Source organism: Cytobacillus solani (assembly GCF_006704205.1).
Taxonomy (GTDB): domain Bacteria; phylum Bacillota; class Bacilli; order Bacillales; family Cytobacillaceae; genus Cytobacillus; species Cytobacillus solani.
Map to the genome: position 1 here is coordinate 2,874,689 of NZ_CP041305.1, position 14,504 is coordinate 2,889,192.

Below are 14,504 nucleotides of genomic sequence, written 5' to 3' on the forward strand. Positions count from 1 at the left end.
ATTAAGAAACAAACGGTAGGTTCTGTATAAATGTAATAGTCGTCCAATCCTTATTATACTCACAAACATATTTTATAAGATGAAATGTTTATGAGGTGATTGATATGGCTCACAATAACCAACCTTTTCAGGGGTGCTGTCCACTTAGTCCGGGTTCAAAACCGCCAAAGCTGCCAAGATTAATTGGTCCTCCTGGTCCACCAGGACCACAGGGAATACCGGGACCACAGGGAATACCGGGAATACCGGGACCACAGGGAATACAAGGTATTCAAGGTATTCAAGGTCCTGCTGGACCAGGATCGACTCTTTTTGTTACTGGTGAACAAGGGGGTTCTGTTGAAATACCCCCTGACGTTGATGATTTTTTTATTATGGATGTACAAGTAACTACGACTGAAGCTAATCAAAGGGTTAAATTAGATGCTACAGTGACCACTAATGTTACAGCTATTCCAGCCGCTACAAGCATAGAATATGGTTTGACTTATAATTTGATTAGAGACCCATCTGACACATTAACAGTTACCTTTCAGCAAGGAAACTACGTAAGAACACCAGGAGCTACTCTAGCCAGATTTTATCAGTGGCACCCTAACTTTACTTACGTCGATGTGCCTGGTGCTGCAGGTAACTATACCTATCGAGTTTCAGTTACTGATAATTTTGATCGTGTTGGTGTATCAGCTATAAATGCTATTAACCTCGGGCTCACTGCAACTGTTTTTCCTCCTGCGTAAGTTTTGAGACAAGTTTAAATTATATTAACTGCAAAGCTGTGAAGATAATCTACAAGTTGTAGTGGCTGATAAAACGGTGATGAAATAAATTATTATAAATATTTAACGGGGATTTAGTGAAACACAAGATAGAAAGTGTTAATTTGCAGTTACTATATTTTCCGATTAATCTAATATCGGGTGATAAAAAATGAAAAGTGAAAAAGATATCATTACGGAGCTAGAAGATTATATTTTTGAAAAAACAGAGGAATTACATGAAGAAGTTAGAGAGATAAAAAGGAGTTTTAAAGGTAATTCAGATAAATGTCTTGAAGATTATGTCTATATTAATAACTATGGAGAAATTCATGCATATGTAAAGATTTATAGCCTGCTACAAAAAATGAAAAAAGATAATGATTAAAAAAGTGAGGAGAAAAGTTAAATACTCTTCTTCATCCCACAATTACGGCACTCTCTAATTAATTTACCTTCACTAACGGAACTTTTGAAGTGTCCTTTATCACAATTGTCACAACGACCACTATTTTTATCTGGATATTCATTCATATCATAAATGATAGATGAATCAAATTCTTTTTCTATGATGATCCCGCCTTTAATCAAAATAAAAAAGCCAGGACTCCTCCTGACCAACCCACTCAAATTATACCATGGGAGGGGTCCATTTGAAAGAAGCTGCCAGGCTTATAAACGTATCAGAATTAATTCGTGATTATCGCATGATGAAAAGAGAGATTGAACGCCTCCAGAGAATTATATATGGCCAATCGGTACCAATGCGCGCTTGGGGAGTAGCACAATATGGAATTGAAGCTACATTACCAAAAGGTTCATCTGGTAAAAGTCAGGTTGAATTAAGAGATATGGATATTAGAGAACAAAAGCAAGTTGCAAGATTAGAAGAATATCAAAGAAGAGTTTATGCAATTGAAAGTGCTGGTGATTACTTAGACAGAGAAATCCTTAAATTAGTGTATGATTGCATGCTTAGTGGAATGACAAGGCAAGAGATAGCCATTCACCTTGAAATCTCACGTGATTCAGTATGACAAGCTTCGTTCCGACATAAAGGCGCAAATCGGCACAAATACGACTTTTTCCAAACTTTTGCATGGCGAAAAATGCGCAGTGTAAAATGGGAGGCAGGATCGGCGCGGAAAATTTCTCGCTGTCTGTTAAACTATTCTCCCTTCTTGAGCTCCACTCTTGCGGTGGAGTTTTTTTATTTCTCGAAAATAGGTGATGCACATGAAAATTGCTGATCATCTTTCTTCTGCAGACTTACATCAAGTGAATAACTTCAAGAATAAAGATAAATCCTCTAAAAATAAATCAAATGAACGATTATCTAGTCGTGACCTTGCTGAGTTGATGGGTACTAATCGACCCACTTATAAAAGGGTACGTGGTGCAATTAGAAATAAGTAAATTTGTTGCAGGAATTTGCTCAAATCTCCCGAAATATGTATGTAAAAAGGAGATGAGGCAATGGAGCAGGTTATTGAAAAATTGATTTGCTCGAATTGCAGCATAGAGATTACAGATGAGCGTGAGTACTTAGATAATGACGGGGTGTGTGATGACTGTTACAGCATACCCATAAAGAAAAAGCTTAAATTAAAATTGTGAAGGAAAATATCTCCTTTTGTCGAAATATGTACCTTTAGAAGGAGTGGTAAATAATATGTCAAGCTTTGATATTGCGCAAATATGTTTAAATGGACATGTAATAAATGATACCTATGTAAAGTATCCTGAAACTAACCAGAAATATTGCGATAAATGCGGTGAAAAAACAATTATATCTTGTCAAAACTGTCATACTGATATACGCGGGTATCAATATTTTGAGAATGTAATCAGAATGAGTATGGTAGAACCACCAAGTTTTTGCCACGAGTGTGGAAAACCGTATCCTTGGACAGAAGAAAAAATGGCAGCTGCTATGGAATTAGCTGATTTATTAGATGAGCTAACCGAACAAGAAAAAGACGATTTAAAAAAATCATTAGACGAACTTGTTAAGGATGGACCAAGAACCGTAGTTGCAGCAACAAAATTTAAACGTATTCTATCCAAGACTGGACCAGAAATAGCAACCGGCTTTAAAGATATTTTGGTTGCTGTAGTAAGTGAGACAGTAAAAAAATCTATTTGGGGTTAGTTATTTGCGACTTTAATATTTTCAGATTAAGGAGGAACATTAATGAAAGATCCAGGTGGCGGAGGTTATAAAACATCAATGGACCCAGGTACAGGTGGGCATTAATTATTGAAGCACTCATTTTTATGGGTGCTTTTTATGTTAATAGGAAAATAGTTGCGGGAACATAGCTCCTTATGTCGAAATGAGTGGATAGGAGGAGTGGTTATGAATATTAAGTCAGTAAAATTTAACAATCAATCTTCGAGGCTTTACCTTTTATTCATGAAAGCGAAGGGGATTATACATTTCAAGTAGAATTAATAATAACAGAAGTGGTAGCCCTAAAATATGAAAACGAAAAAGAGATTGAAGTATTTATTGAGTCTACTGATTTTAAAGATTTATCTTTTTTAATGACAATTGATCATATCACAGAGGTTGGAAATGCGGAGTTACCAGAAATATTTTTAAGTGGACCAAGTATAAACCCTGATGAATTTAAGGATTTTAAGATTGTTAATTGGGACACACCAATAGATGAATTTCCACGTTTAAAAAAAGAAGTAACAATTGAAGAAGTGAGGGCAGTTGAAATGCCTTCAAGAGAAGTTGAAATTACTGCAGAACTTCCGATAGATCTTGCTGAATGGCTTGAATGGAATAAGCATGACGATGATTTGTTAAAGGAATTTTTATACATGTACAAAACGAAAGCATCCAAATAATTGGGTGCTTTTTCTTTTGCCCAAAACAACTCAAATATCCGGGGGTGGCAGGTGATGTAGTGTGGCTGAAAAGTATATTCTAGCTGAGAAAGATTATATTAAAGGCATGAAATACAAGGACATTGCTGAAAAATATGAGGTGTCCATCAATACTGTAAAGTCATGGAAAAAACGATATAGTTGGAATCGGGATAGGGGTGTACCCAAAGAAAAAAGTGTTCACACAAAAAAGAGGGGAGCGCCAAAAGGGAATATCAATGCAAAAGGAAATACAGGTGGGGCACCTAAAAAGAATCAAAACGCTGTTACTCACGGCTTCTTCTCAAAGTTTCTACCAGCTGAAACCTTAGAAATCATTAAAAGTATGCAGGAGCGTTCCCCAGCTGATCTTATTTATGATCAAATTGAAATACAGTTTGCAGCCATTATTCGAGCTCAACAGAACTACAGCAAGGTAGCATGTGAGGGGATCCAATCCTAAATCAACAGCTGCTACACTTGCATAAAAACTTTTCATATCGATACATAAGATTTGTCGCTCGGGAAATTGAGAGTAGTCAATCATGATGTATTACCTCACTCTGGTTGTATGTTAACTAAATTTTTAAAAGGAATGTGATGAAAATAACCTTTAGCATCTTGAACAATAATTTGGCTTTTCATGCTGTTTATATAGTGGACATTTCCAGTAATTATATTTGTGAAACCATTTTCAAAAACTTCAATGTTCAATGATTCATTGGATTCCATTGCTTCACAAATAATCAGTTCAAATTCATCTATTGCTTGTTCGTCTAATTCAGGTTGTTCGATTCTATGTTCATCTACCAGTGCATCTTTCAAGCTCTGCACATGCTCTGGCAGCATCATTGCAGTCCACTTTATAGTTCCACGGTCTTTTATCATTAATTCCATCTCCTTTTCATATATTATATGCGAACATTAGTTCTTTATTCAACTTGAAATCGAATGAATGTTCGTATAAAATAAAAGTAAAGGAGGTCAGATTGATGAAAAGTTTATTATTAAAGGCGGCAGCAAGTGGCGCATTATTAGAAATGATATACCAGGACTGTAAGGGAAATATTAGCCAGCGTAGAATTAAGGTGTTATCAGTAAATGAGGAGTCATTAAAAGCCTATTGCTATATCCGAAAACAGCAGAGGACCTTTAAAATAACTAACATCTTATCAGTCGGGCCAGTAGGAAACCTAAGGAGAGGTGCATAACAGTGGCTAAAATTAAGAGAAAACGACCAACAAGGGATGAATTCGAGTTAGAGGAGATTGGAAATACACTTGTAGAGGCAAATGATGAAAAATCAGAAGTAATTTTAGATGTTTGGAAAAAAGGGACCGTTCAGGGGAATATTATAAAAATGGATAGTCGTACAAGATTAATTCATATCGATAAGGATTCAAAGGTTACTAAAGTTCCGTTTATGGACATAATGAAAGTTTCTGTATTATAAAGTGAAGCTCCTCTCATTTGAGAAGAGCTTAATTTATTCCACCAAATTTCGCCGTGAATTTTCCACTGTATCATTTAGTGACCTTTCGATTCATAGCAGATGCAACATTCATCTCCAATAACCTCCATAACGTTATTGAAAATTGATTACAAACAATCCAAGGCAAAAATTTTCAAAATATCAAAAGATATAAAAAGTTATCCACATATAATCCACAGTTTGCACTTATTCGGGTGACAAACACACCTTATCGGAAGAAAAAGCTTCAGAAGATATGTGAAGGTGTGAAAAACCCAATCTGCCTATAGGAGGTGTAAAGATTATTAAGTTGTAAAATTAACAATAGAGTCGTTTAAAAAGTTAATAAATATGAATCATTCTATTCCACAATAGGGCCAGGTTTGTTCAATAAGAACTCACAAAAGGAAGAGCATTTACTGTAAAATAAGATTAGACGTATTAATGTCTAATAAAAATGTAATGCAAAAAAAATTGAGATGATGCACATTTATATTATTACACGACAAAAATAAAAATATATGGAGGTTAGTAATGTTATTTATGATATTTGGGGTTATTGCAATAGTAGCAACTTTTATAAATCTTTATATGTATAAAGTAGGAAAGGATTATAAGCTTGCTATGGCGATAGGATTATCATTTACAGCATTAACACTTTGTGCAGAATACAGTCTTGTATCGGTGTGGGTAGAAGTGAAAGATTGGGCAGCTTTAGAGGATGTAGTACCTGGTATGGAAAGAGCATTATGGTTTTTGACAATTGTTTCTATCTTACTAAATATAGCACCTATACTTTTAGAACGAAAAGGTAAGAAATAATGACTTATTGTCACATCATTTATATAATACGCAATTAATGTGTAAGTCTTTATGTATAACTAACGTGAGCTTTAGTTCAATAACGATCTTCAACAATCGGGCGCGATTGTTGAATAAAACATAGATTTTTAAATGACCATGATTCAAAATGCAGGACTTGGTTATGTGCTTATTCAAGTTTCTCCATTAATATTAAATGTATTAAAGCAAGTTGAAAATGCGGTGTAAAAATAGCAAAAATTATATTTCGTCAACAATTCGTCAACAAATACAAAATTTTTATGTTTAGATAAAATAAAAAACCCTTAGAACCTATGTGGCTCTAAGGGTTTAGTTATGGAGCATAGGGGGCTCGAACCCCTGACCTCTACGCTGCCAGCGAAGTTCTTTAGTATTATTTAATCACTTTTAAGTTTAATAAATCCCTTTAAATCAATGTTTTCTGTTGTTTAATCCTAGTGGGTTTTATCTAATTATAAATAATTTGTTACCGATTTTGTTCCCAATTTATAATTATATGCGACTACCTAGAAGTTAAGACCATCTAGTTTAGATGTTACTTGTTTTTGCATTGATGGTAATAAATGGCTATAAATTGAAAGCGTAACTTTAATGTCTGAATGCCCTAACCTATCTGAAATTAATTTGATATTTTCGCCCATTTCTAAAAGCATTGTTGCGTGACTATGACGGAGCCCGTGAAAAGAAATACTAGGAACACCCGAAGCTTTAATTAATGGCTTGAATGATCTATTTAATATATTAGAGGGATTGTAAGGAGTGCCGATAGTTGTACAAACTACCAAATCGTTATCCACATATCCATCACCATGTTTTTCTTTTTCTGATTCAATTAACATCTTATGTTCTTTTAGTTTCTCAATCGTTTTATTATTAATAATAATTTTTCTATTACCAGCTTCGGTTTTAGCACCTTCATAAAATTCTTTTGCATCATGAGAAAGAACTTGTGCAATTGTTATTTCATTTTTTTCAAAGTCTATATCTTTCCAACGTAAACCGAGCAATTCTCCTTGTCTGCACCCTGTCATTAATGCCAAGTAGTATAGAATATACAATCTGTCATCTTCAGCATGTTTTAAGAAAATCTCCATCTCTTCTTTAGTCCAGACTTTAAGCTCTTCCTTCGAATCTTTCTTTTTAGGTAAAGTAGCACCTTTGGCAACATTTTTAGGAATTAATCCACTCATAACAGCATATTCCAAAGAAGCCTTTACGATATCCATTGCACGCTTAATAGTGGAAGGTGCGTATCCAATTTGCTTAACCTGATCTTGTTTGTCTTTAATGGGATGAGTATGCATTTTTTCGATGAAATTTTCTACGTGCTTTAATTTTAGATTACCTAACGTTACTTTATTATCAAAGAAAGGAATTATATACTTGTCTATATAGATACGTGTTGTTTTTGCACTTCTAGGAATACTCTTCTTTTTAATTTCGTACCAATCATTAATAAATTTTACGAAGGATTCTTTAGACGGTTCAATATACGTCCCTTTATTAACTTCATTTTCTGCTTCAATAAGAGCAGCCTTTGCTTCACCTTTAGTTTTAAAGCCTCGTTTCTTTTTCTGTTTTCTTTTACCATTTTCATCATAAATAGTTAGCATATAGTACCATTTTTTAGAATCTGGATCTTTATGAACTGAACCAGCCATCCTCTTCTCCCCCCCCCTTAAAATGGCGGTCTTTCACCAATCCATCCCTTTTCTATGAGCGATTTATCATATTCTTCTTTAATTAATTCTATAATTCTTTCCTTGCTATCTTCACTAAATTCAGTAAGGTCACGTTTAAAGAGATTGGTAAAAAAAACATAATCCTCTCTACTCTTACTCAATGTCATTACCATTGTGTGTAAATTGTTAATCACACCTGTAAAAGTGTCCAAATTCTTATCAATAAAAAAAGTTAATTCTTTATTAATCTCTTCATTCTTTTTGTGTAAACCATGCTCTATTGATTCAAGCCATTCCATTTCTCGCTCATACTGCTCAATTTGCATCTCAAGTAAGTGTTCTTGGTAATCAGGGTCTTGTGCATTTTCAATTTGTTGTCTAGTCCAAGCTTCTTCCGCTTCAATTTGATCTGGGGTCGAAATGTTATAGGTACTAAATAAAAAATCGTCTATATACTCCCTTCTGTGACCTAAATGCTTAAATATTTCAACCAATGTTTTAGGATCAGGATTTTTAATTAGTCCTCTTTCAAGTTGGGATATATAAGTTGGTGCTTTTTCAATTAATCTAGATAATTCCCTTGATCCAATTCCTCTCTTTGTTCTTAATGCTTTAATATCTCTTGCTAAATTGGGCTCATTCATACTTTACCTCCACTACTTTCTACTATACCTATGTGTAAATTCTATCACGCTACAATTTACATGACAACATCGTAAATTAATTAACAATATTTCGCTTTATCTATTTACATGCTACATATTACATGCTACAATCAATTTACACCAAGTGAAAGGAGGGGATTTAGTGACAACTGATATTCTAAATAAAGAAGTGTTGGATGTTGAAGATATTCAGAAATACCTTGGTATTAGTCGAAATTCAGCATACAACCTAGTAGCTTCAGGTGAACTATATGCAGTTAAGATTGGTCGTAGATGGAAGATTTCTAGAAAAGTACTATTGAACTGGCTACAAGGAAATGATCGGAAATAAATACATATATTAAGAATTTCGTAGATTTACATACTTATAGCATTACATAATCTAAATATTTTCTGGAGGTACTGCCATATGCAACAAAGTAGTTATGCTAATGACATTATAAATTTACAAAGAGTCATGATTTTAAGTTTATTTATTTTACAAGAGAACCTAGAGGAGCAGTACCTTTCATATTTAAATCGTCTGCAGATAAATGAAGAATTGTCTGATTTTAGTCTAGTTATCCAAGAAACAATCGAAGAATACAAATAGATACAGCAAGTAATATTTGATCTTATATGTGTTCCCCGTATTTTGTTAATAATAATCAATATCGGAATGGATTTATTGAATTCGTCACACAGTCAGCTCTGTCAATTTAATTGAAAGGAGGTGAAGAGGATGTTAAGAACATTGGTATTTATATAAATTATAGAAAAAGATAAGGAACATTAGCACAAGTGGAGGGGAATCAAAATGACAGTACATATGCCAAAAAAGGAATATTACGCATTAAAAACAGAAAAAAAATATGAAATCACAAATGAATTAATATTTGAAGTTGCCCGATACAAACTTTATTACATGCTTAATAATGCCCATAATCGACCAAAAAGGCGAGAAGAATATAAAAATGTTAAATACAAGCTAGGAGAATTTAGAGATGGCATGACTAACCTTTTGAAATACAGACCTGAACTTTATGAAAAGTATTTGAGTTTGATTAAAACATATCTAGAACATGAACTTAATGGTGATTTTGCTCCTACTATACACAGATTACAACAGCATTACGAGTGGGATGCAATTGATATATTGACATCGAAAGAGCATAAGGAATTAGATAATTCTAAAGAAACAATAGTATCAATTGAAAACATCTTTATAAAATCAACTAGCAAAAGTAAAAAGAGAAAAAATTTAAAATTAGCATTACCGTTAAAGAAACAATTTCCTTCCGTAGTTAAAGCTGCTGAATATTTGCAGAATGAATATAACCTTACAAATAACATGATACAAAAAATGATTGATACTGGAGAAAAAATAAATACTAAAAATAGCAGAATAGAAATTTATAAAACGGAGAATCAAATAAAAGTTTTACAAATGAAGATAAATCGAATGGATCAGAGCGATGAAAAGTTATTAGAAAAATTTCCTCAGATACTAAAAATAGTAGAACAATTAAAAGAAATTAGTAGGTGGGAAGGATCAAACTTTTTTAGTTTATTCTTAAAATCAATACCTACCCGTACAATATATAAGATTGATTAAATAACTTCTTGTATTACGTCTTAAATGTTCTTAAAATTTTGGGTTAGTGTAATTAATTATTGTTAAGTTAATGGCTTTGTAGATAAAAAAACTAAATGAAAGGTTGATACAGTGTTCGATAAAGTAAAGAGTAGAACTAGAATTCACATTGAATTGGGTAAGTTTGAACAGTTAAAAAATGAAGGTACATACATAGTAGACATAAAGAGAAATATTAATGCAGATACTGGAGAATTAACATATTCCGTTTCAATTTTAAATCATTCAATTCCTTACATTAGATATTACTTTCCATCGCAGACATTAGTAATTGAGGTATCAGTTCCCCGATATTTATTCGGAGATAATGTACATATGGTCAAAAATGCAAGTGACATAGATTTATTTTTTAACAAATTACATAATGACTTTAAGGAATTACTTAACATAAGCATTGATCGGAATGATTGGATAGCAGCTAATCGTTTTGACGTCTCATATAATTTGGACATAAGTAAAACAGGATTTTTAATTGATGAATGGATAATACATACTTCTCAACAATCCATTCCTTATAAGAAAAATAAGACTGTACACTATGAAAATGACGATAAGCTCACAGGTGTAACATTTAAAGCTAGTGCCACTTCACATGACAAGGTTCATTTCTATAATAAGCATGCAGAAGTTAAGCAAAACAAATATTATCGAGATAAAGAAGATATCCTGCAACGTGCAGAAGGTATGCTTAGAATTGAAATAGTTACTTCTCCATATGAAAGAGATAAGTATTCTTCCAGTAAATTACTAAGTGACTATTTAACAAAGGATTTTTTCGTTTACATAATGCAAAAATATAAAATTAATGAGATATTACATAAAAAATTCGAACAGGAAATTGATGAAGAAACATTTTCCTATCACTGGTTAAAACAGCACATGAAGGTATACCAGATTGAAACCATGTTAGGGTATATAAAAATTCAAAATGATTTGGAAGAATTGGCAAGGTCACTTTATAGTAAGTCCACTTATGATAATCGAATACGAGAGTTTAATAAGTTTCAAAAACTTCTAGATCAGCAAAGAGAAACAAAGCCAATTCAGATAGATTTTAAGAATTTAGCATAGAATTACATACCATAAGAAATCTAGCAAGTTTTATTAATACATATCAGAAATACATATACTTATTGATTTTCAATCGAGAGAGCCGAAGATAGGTCTATTCGTTTCCTCACTATAACTTATAAAAATAAACTAAATATAAAGGAGAATAAATATGAGCAAATTAACTTTGAAAAATGTAGAAATGGATAATAAGAAATTTGATACAAAGAAAGAGATCACTTTCCCAGATGGACATACTTTAAGTATTTATAAATACTTCTCATTTGAAAAGATCAGTAAAGTATTTGACAGTATGACTAAAATGAGCGAGGAAGCGAAGGCTGTAAGGGGAGTAGATTTGAATAAGTTTCAATTATTAGATTTCATTTCTTTATTATTAATTGAACACTTTACAGACTTAAAGTTCTCAAATAATCTCAGGAACAAATTTAAAGAGTATGATTTACTTCTTAACTCCGATTACTATCCTTTAATTTTAAAGGGATTTGATAAAGCTGAAATTGAAAAGTTTTACTCTTATTTTACTGATAAGCTCCAAATGGCACAAACGATGATATCACAAGGGCAAGAAATGAAGAAACAAATTAACGAGATTAATTCTAAGAAAGATACGCTTTTCCCACAATTAGAAGGTGCTAAAAATGAACAAGTTGCAACTAATTAATTATCTTGAAGAATCAAAACATAATAATCTAAGTTCGGGGACAAAAGTCTCCGTTCTTCCTGATTATTTTAGGCAGCAATTACTTGCGGATAAGGTAAATGAAATTATCCAAGAGTTAAATATTCAAGGTTTTCTATTCCATGCTACAACTATGACTGGTGCTATCGGTATCCATGAATCAGGAATGATTATTCCTAGAAAGAATTATGTTGCTGATGCACTTAAAGAGAATGGTGGATTAAGGTATCGTGCTAATACTATCACGGATGGTACACCTGAAAATATGTCCATGGGAGAAAACATTTTTTCATTATCAAATGTCATCGAAGAACTTAAAGGTGAAGTAGGAAGTGAAGAAAAAGTTTTAGATTATGAGAGGAAAATACATGTACTTAGTCAACTTATAGATGAAAATTGTAAGATATACTTTCATGATTTACCAAATTTCACTTTTAAATGGGATGCTACTAGTATAAACCTAAATGACGAAGGGTCAGTTTTAATTTGTATCAATCCTTCAAAGGTAAACCATCGGAAGAAATACTTTTATTTTGAGTATGTAGAGGATATTAAAATTCACGATAATAGCATTGTATATTACTTAGATGATGATTCCGAGCAATACATAAAAGATTACGTCAAAAACAATGCATATTATCAAACTTATGAGATTGTGGCATATGAACCGATACCAATCGAAGATATAGATTATCTCATTGTATTTAACAAACAGGATACGGTGTTTTTAATTAAAAATAATGGAAATGGTGAATATCAATTAATAAAGGAGTTAGGACATGAAGAGAACTTTAGTAATTAGCGATATTCACGGATGTTATGATGAGTTTGTAAAATTATTATATTTAGCCAAATACAGCCCAAGTGAAGATCAACTCATCTTATTAGGGGATTATATCGACAGGGGTAAGGATAGTAAGAAAGTTATTGAAAAGGTTATGGAGTTAGTTTCAAATGGAGCGATTGCACTTAGAGGGAATCATGATGATTGGTTATTGTGTTTTTTAGCAGACCCTGAAATGACAACCAGCTATCTTGCTGAAGGTGTTGGAGGATTCAATACGTTAATCAGCTACTTAGGATTAGATTACTTAAAAAAAGAAAGTAAAATTCAAAGTGTAGTAAAACGAATGAAAAAGGAATATAACTCACATATTCAATTCCTTTTAAATCTTCCATACTATCACGAAACAAAGGATTACATTTTCGTTCATGCTGGTATTAACCCTTTTATATCAGACTGGAAAACTGACATAAGCAACTTAAGTTGGATTAGATGGGATTTTATAAATAGTCCTATTAGGAATGTAGTTCAGACAGTGGTATTTGGACATACAACATGCAGGACTATTCATAACAGTAATGAAATTTGGTTATCTGATGATAAGATCGGGATTGATGGTGCTTGTTGTTTTGGTGGTCAATTAAATTGTTTAGAGATAACAGATAAGGAAATAAATCAATATCATGTAAGTAATGATAATTGGGAAGGGCTGAATGGTTCTCCAATGCCTAGATTGTCAGCGGTTTAGTTTGAGAGGTTCTTTATGAACTTCTCTTTTTTTGTATTATATTTGATAATCATTCTCATTATATGTGATGTAAATGAATATCACTGTTATTGACGATACGATAACCAATAAATCGACCTAAATCCTTTGTTTTCAAGGCTTCTATCGTGATTAGTGTCTTAAGTACGATACACCATATATCGCCCCTAAAAGCCAGTAATCATGCGGTTTAGAGCTATTTTCGCAATGGTTCACGATGCACTATATATAAAGACGAGAACCAGTACGAGTTAATACACTAATTCCATACGATAGTACCAATGTTTTTTCTTTATGTTTTCAAAGGTGTCTATACCCTCTATTAAGTCAGGATGTAAGGTAATGCAATCATAATGAGTAAGTGTATTGATAAAGTCTCTTTTGATTAAATCATTATCTTTTAAAGCTTCATTACAAATACCACGGCAGATATTCATTTTATCTCTCCTTTGTATTCCTAATATATATATAAGAGCGAGAAGCGGTACGAGTCTATAAACCTACACCATAATAGACTATAGAAACACCCCTTTATTATTAGTATATTTAATATGAAAATAATCCTTTATAAACGTCTACAAACAAATTGACCTTTATATACGTTTTGTGTATACTTAGATTATAAGATGAACAGGGAGGAAAAAAGGGTGGGAATTGATTTTGGATATATGAGAGTAAGTACAAAGGAGCAGCATTTGGATAGACAGTATTCTGCATTAAAGCAATATGTCACGAATGAAAAATACATATATAACGACAAAGCAAGTGGTAAGGATATGGAGCGTGAAGGGTTTCAGAGCATGCTTAAAGCTCTACGGGAAGGTGATACACTTTATATTAAATCAATTGACCGTTTAGGTCGCAATAAGGTACAGATTAAGGATTACTTAGAGTATTTCAAGAAAGAAGGTATTAGAGTTAAAATAATTGACCTCCCCACTACTATGCAGGATATACCAGACGGTCAAGAATGGGTTATTGATATGATAAACAACATCATTATTGAAGTATACACTTCTATTGCAGAGCAAGAACGTGAAACATTATTATCGCGTCAAGCAGAAGGAATAGCAGAAGCAAAAGCAAAAGGTAAGCACTTAGGAAGACCAGTGTTAGAACTACCCAAAGAATGGGATAAACTTTATAAGCAATGGAAGGAAAAAGAGATTAAGGCTGTTGAATTTATGAAGTTAGTTGAAATGAAAAAGCCAACATTTTATAAGAAGGTAAAAGAATATGAAGCTAGTCTCTAAAAAGATCAAGTCCATCTCT

General features: G+C 32.7%; 23 protein-coding genes and 2 pseudogenes. 19 read left to right on the plus strand and 6 right to left on the minus strand.

Annotated features, from left to right (window positions below):
* Positions 1-104: 104 nt before the first annotated feature.
* Together FI644_RS26365 and FI644_RS14325 are read left to right on the plus strand one after the other, a co-directional pair.
* On the plus strand, positions 105-740 hold the full coding sequence (locus tag FI644_RS26365; protein WP_053474580.1) for a hypothetical protein: 636 nt from the start codon (positions 105-107) through the stop codon (positions 738-740).
* Between the two features lie 190 nt (positions 741-930).
* Positions 931-1,146: a hypothetical protein gene (locus tag FI644_RS14325; RefSeq protein WP_053474581.1), complete on the plus strand. Its 216-nt coding sequence runs from the start codon at positions 931-933 to the stop codon at positions 1,144-1,146.
* 17 nt (positions 1,147-1,163) lie between these two features.
* On the opposite strand, the gene FI644_RS26905 is transcribed toward FI644_RS14325, so the two are convergent.
* A complete protein-coding gene (locus tag FI644_RS26905; RefSeq protein ID WP_231690020.1) occupies positions 1,164-1,292 on the minus strand; it encodes a DUF8096 family protein in 129 nt (42 codons plus the stop codon).
* A gap of 119 nt (positions 1,293-1,411) precedes the next feature.
* Here FI644_RS26905 and FI644_RS14335 point away from each other — a divergent pair, with 119 nt between their 5' ends.
* From FI644_RS14335 to FI644_RS14355, 6 genes and pseudogenes are all read left to right on the plus strand, one after another.
* Positions 1,412-1,795 (plus strand): sigma-70 family RNA polymerase sigma factor, encoded by a 384-nt coding sequence (locus FI644_RS14335; RefSeq protein ID WP_246066954.1) that lies wholly within the window; start codon positions 1,412-1,414, stop codon positions 1,793-1,795.
* Positions 1,796-1,994: 199 nt separating this feature from the next.
* Complete coding sequence (locus FI644_RS14340; RefSeq protein ID WP_142108539.1) at positions 1,995-2,174, plus strand: hypothetical protein; 180 nt, start codon at positions 1,995-1,997, stop codon at positions 2,172-2,174.
* 60 nt (positions 2,175-2,234) lie between these two features.
* Positions 2,235-2,375, plus strand: a complete 141-nt coding sequence (locus tag FI644_RS26370; protein WP_181758124.1) for a hypothetical protein — start codon at positions 2,235-2,237, stop codon at positions 2,373-2,375.
* A gap of 55 nt (positions 2,376-2,430) precedes the next feature.
* Complete coding sequence (locus FI644_RS14345) at positions 2,431-2,910, plus strand: DUF2321 domain-containing protein (protein ID WP_142108540.1); 480 nt, start codon at positions 2,431-2,433, stop codon at positions 2,908-2,910.
* Between the two features lie 314 nt (positions 2,911-3,224).
* Positions 3,225-3,617: a hypothetical protein gene (locus FI644_RS14350; RefSeq protein ID WP_142108541.1), complete on the plus strand. Its 393-nt coding sequence runs from the start codon at positions 3,225-3,227 to the stop codon at positions 3,615-3,617.
* 61 nt (positions 3,618-3,678) lie between these two features.
* Positions 3,679-4,059, plus strand: a pseudogene (locus FI644_RS14355) (terminase gpP N-terminus-related DNA-binding protein); the annotation flags it as partial.
* On the opposite strand, the pseudogene FI644_RS14360 reads toward FI644_RS14355, so the two are convergent.
* Together FI644_RS14360 and FI644_RS14365 are read right to left on the minus strand one after the other, a co-directional pair.
* Positions 4,060-4,182 (minus strand): annotated as a pseudogene (locus FI644_RS14360) (hypothetical protein); the annotation flags it as partial.
* 11 nt (positions 4,183-4,193) lie between these two features.
* Entirely contained in the window at positions 4,194-4,523 is a 330-nt protein-coding gene (locus FI644_RS14365; protein WP_053474587.1) for a YolD-like family protein, read from the minus strand.
* 104 nt (positions 4,524-4,627) lie between these two features.
* Here FI644_RS14365 and FI644_RS14370 point away from each other — a divergent pair, with 104 nt between their 5' ends.
* The 3 genes from FI644_RS14370 (at position 4,628) to FI644_RS14380 (ending at position 5,928) form a co-directional block, all read left to right on the plus strand.
* Positions 4,628-4,846: a hypothetical protein gene (locus FI644_RS14370; protein WP_053474588.1), complete on the plus strand. Its 219-nt coding sequence runs from the start codon at positions 4,628-4,630 to the stop codon at positions 4,844-4,846.
* Between the two features lie 2 nt (positions 4,847-4,848).
* Positions 4,849-5,088, plus strand: a complete 240-nt coding sequence (locus FI644_RS14375; RefSeq protein WP_142108542.1) for a YolD-like family protein — start codon at positions 4,849-4,851, stop codon at positions 5,086-5,088.
* 552 nt (positions 5,089-5,640) lie between these two features.
* Positions 5,641-5,928 carry a hypothetical protein gene (locus FI644_RS14380; protein ID WP_053474590.1) on the plus strand — a complete coding sequence of 96 codons (288 nt, stop codon included), beginning with the start codon at positions 5,641-5,643 and terminating at the stop codon, positions 5,926-5,928.
* A 527-nt stretch (positions 5,929-6,455) separates the two neighbouring features.
* Here FI644_RS14380 and FI644_RS14385 read toward each other — a convergent pair.
* Positions 6,456-7,610, minus strand: coding sequence for a tyrosine-type recombinase/integrase (locus FI644_RS14385; RefSeq protein WP_142108543.1), 1,155 nt, complete (start codon positions 7,608-7,610; stop codon positions 6,456-6,458).
* Positions 7,611-7,627: 17 nt separating this feature from the next.
* Entirely contained in the window at positions 7,628-8,275 is a 648-nt protein-coding gene (locus FI644_RS14390; RefSeq protein ID WP_142108544.1) for a helix-turn-helix domain-containing protein, read from the minus strand.
* A 163-nt stretch (positions 8,276-8,438) separates the two neighbouring features.
* On the opposite strand from FI644_RS14390, the gene FI644_RS14395 reads away from it, so the two are divergent.
* The 7 genes from FI644_RS14395 (at position 8,439) to FI644_RS14425 (ending at position 13,214) form a co-directional block, all read left to right on the plus strand.
* Positions 8,439-8,627: a helix-turn-helix domain-containing protein gene (locus FI644_RS14395; protein WP_142108545.1), complete on the plus strand. Its 189-nt coding sequence runs from the start codon at positions 8,439-8,441 to the stop codon at positions 8,625-8,627.
* 78 nt (positions 8,628-8,705) lie between these two features.
* The gene (locus tag FI644_RS14400) at positions 8,706-8,888 is read left to right on the plus strand and encodes a hypothetical protein (protein ID WP_142108546.1); all 183 of its coding nucleotides are present in this window, start codon (positions 8,706-8,708) and stop codon (positions 8,886-8,888) included.
* A 204-nt stretch (positions 8,889-9,092) separates the two neighbouring features.
* Positions 9,093-9,890: a hypothetical protein gene (locus tag FI644_RS14405; RefSeq protein WP_142108547.1), complete on the plus strand. Its 798-nt coding sequence runs from the start codon at positions 9,093-9,095 to the stop codon at positions 9,888-9,890.
* A gap of 111 nt (positions 9,891-10,001) precedes the next feature.
* Positions 10,002-11,000, plus strand: a complete 999-nt coding sequence (locus tag FI644_RS14410) for a hypothetical protein (RefSeq protein ID WP_142108548.1) — start codon at positions 10,002-10,004, stop codon at positions 10,998-11,000.
* Positions 11,001-11,151: 151 nt separating this feature from the next.
* Complete coding sequence (locus FI644_RS14415) at positions 11,152-11,664, plus strand: YomO family phage-derived protein (RefSeq protein ID WP_142108549.1); 513 nt, start codon at positions 11,152-11,154, stop codon at positions 11,662-11,664.
* A complete protein-coding gene (locus FI644_RS14420) occupies positions 11,642-12,484 on the plus strand; it encodes a hypothetical protein (RefSeq protein ID WP_142108550.1) in 843 nt (280 codons plus the stop codon). Before FI644_RS14415 ends, FI644_RS14420 begins: the two co-directional genes overlap by 23 nt.
* A complete protein-coding gene (locus tag FI644_RS14425; protein ID WP_142108551.1) occupies positions 12,462-13,214 on the plus strand; it encodes a metallophosphoesterase family protein in 753 nt (250 codons plus the stop codon). The genes FI644_RS14420 and FI644_RS14425 overlap by 23 nt, the downstream gene beginning before the upstream one ends.
* Positions 13,215-13,483: 269 nt before the next feature.
* On the opposite strand, the gene FI644_RS14430 is transcribed toward FI644_RS14425, so the two are convergent.
* Positions 13,484-13,669, minus strand: coding sequence for a hypothetical protein (locus FI644_RS14430; RefSeq protein ID WP_142108552.1), 186 nt, complete (start codon positions 13,667-13,669; stop codon positions 13,484-13,486).
* Positions 13,670-13,879: 210 nt separating this feature from the next.
* Here FI644_RS14430 and FI644_RS14435 point away from each other — a divergent pair, with 210 nt between their 5' ends.
* The gene (locus tag FI644_RS14435; RefSeq protein ID WP_142108553.1) at positions 13,880-14,485 is read left to right on the plus strand and encodes a recombinase family protein; all 606 of its coding nucleotides are present in this window, start codon (positions 13,880-13,882) and stop codon (positions 14,483-14,485) included.
* Positions 14,486-14,504 lie beyond the last annotated feature (19 nt).

What these genes read in the sequence shown, in the direction of transcription:
- FI644_RS26365 (WP_053474580.1), top strand. Translation starts at nt 105, where the DNA reads ATGGCTCACAATAACCAACCTTTTCAGGGGTGCTGTCCACTTAGTCCG.
- FI644_RS14325 (WP_053474581.1), top strand. Translation starts at nt 931, where the DNA reads ATGAAAAGTGAAAAAGATATCATTACGGAGCTAGAAGATTATATTTTT.
- FI644_RS26905 (WP_231690020.1), bottom strand. Translation starts at nt 1,292, where the DNA reads ATGAATGAATATCCAGATAAAAATAGTGGTCGTTGTGACAATTGTGAT.
- FI644_RS14340 (WP_142108539.1), top strand. Translation starts at nt 1,995, where the DNA reads ATGAAAATTGCTGATCATCTTTCTTCTGCAGACTTACATCAAGTGAAT.
- FI644_RS26370 (WP_181758124.1), top strand. Translation starts at nt 2,235, where the DNA reads ATGGAGCAGGTTATTGAAAAATTGATTTGCTCGAATTGCAGCATAGAG.
- FI644_RS14345 (WP_142108540.1), top strand. Translation starts at nt 2,431, where the DNA reads ATGTCAAGCTTTGATATTGCGCAAATATGTTTAAATGGACATGTAATA.
- FI644_RS14365 (WP_053474587.1), bottom strand. Translation starts at nt 4,523, where the DNA reads ATGATAAAAGACCGTGGAACTATAAAGTGGACTGCAATGATGCTGCCA.
- FI644_RS14370 (WP_053474588.1), top strand. Translation starts at nt 4,628, where the DNA reads ATGAAAAGTTTATTATTAAAGGCGGCAGCAAGTGGCGCATTATTAGAA.
- FI644_RS14380 (WP_053474590.1), top strand. Translation starts at nt 5,641, where the DNA reads ATGTTATTTATGATATTTGGGGTTATTGCAATAGTAGCAACTTTTATA.
- FI644_RS14385 (WP_142108543.1), bottom strand. Translation starts at nt 7,610, where the DNA reads ATGGCTGGTTCAGTTCATAAAGATCCAGATTCTAAAAAATGGTACTAT.
- FI644_RS14390 (WP_142108544.1), bottom strand. Translation starts at nt 8,275, where the DNA reads ATGAATGAGCCCAATTTAGCAAGAGATATTAAAGCATTAAGAACAAAG.
- FI644_RS14400 (WP_142108546.1), top strand. Translation starts at nt 8,706, where the DNA reads ATGCAACAAAGTAGTTATGCTAATGACATTATAAATTTACAAAGAGTC.
- FI644_RS14405 (WP_142108547.1), top strand. Translation starts at nt 9,093, where the DNA reads ATGACAGTACATATGCCAAAAAAGGAATATTACGCATTAAAAACAGAA.
- FI644_RS14415 (WP_142108549.1), top strand. Translation starts at nt 11,152, where the DNA reads ATGAGCAAATTAACTTTGAAAAATGTAGAAATGGATAATAAGAAATTT.
- FI644_RS14420 (WP_142108550.1), top strand. Translation starts at nt 11,642, where the DNA reads ATGAACAAGTTGCAACTAATTAATTATCTTGAAGAATCAAAACATAAT.
- FI644_RS14425 (WP_142108551.1), top strand. Translation starts at nt 12,462, where the DNA reads ATGAAGAGAACTTTAGTAATTAGCGATATTCACGGATGTTATGATGAG.
- FI644_RS14430 (WP_142108552.1), bottom strand. Translation starts at nt 13,669, where the DNA reads ATGAATATCTGCCGTGGTATTTGTAATGAAGCTTTAAAAGATAATGAT.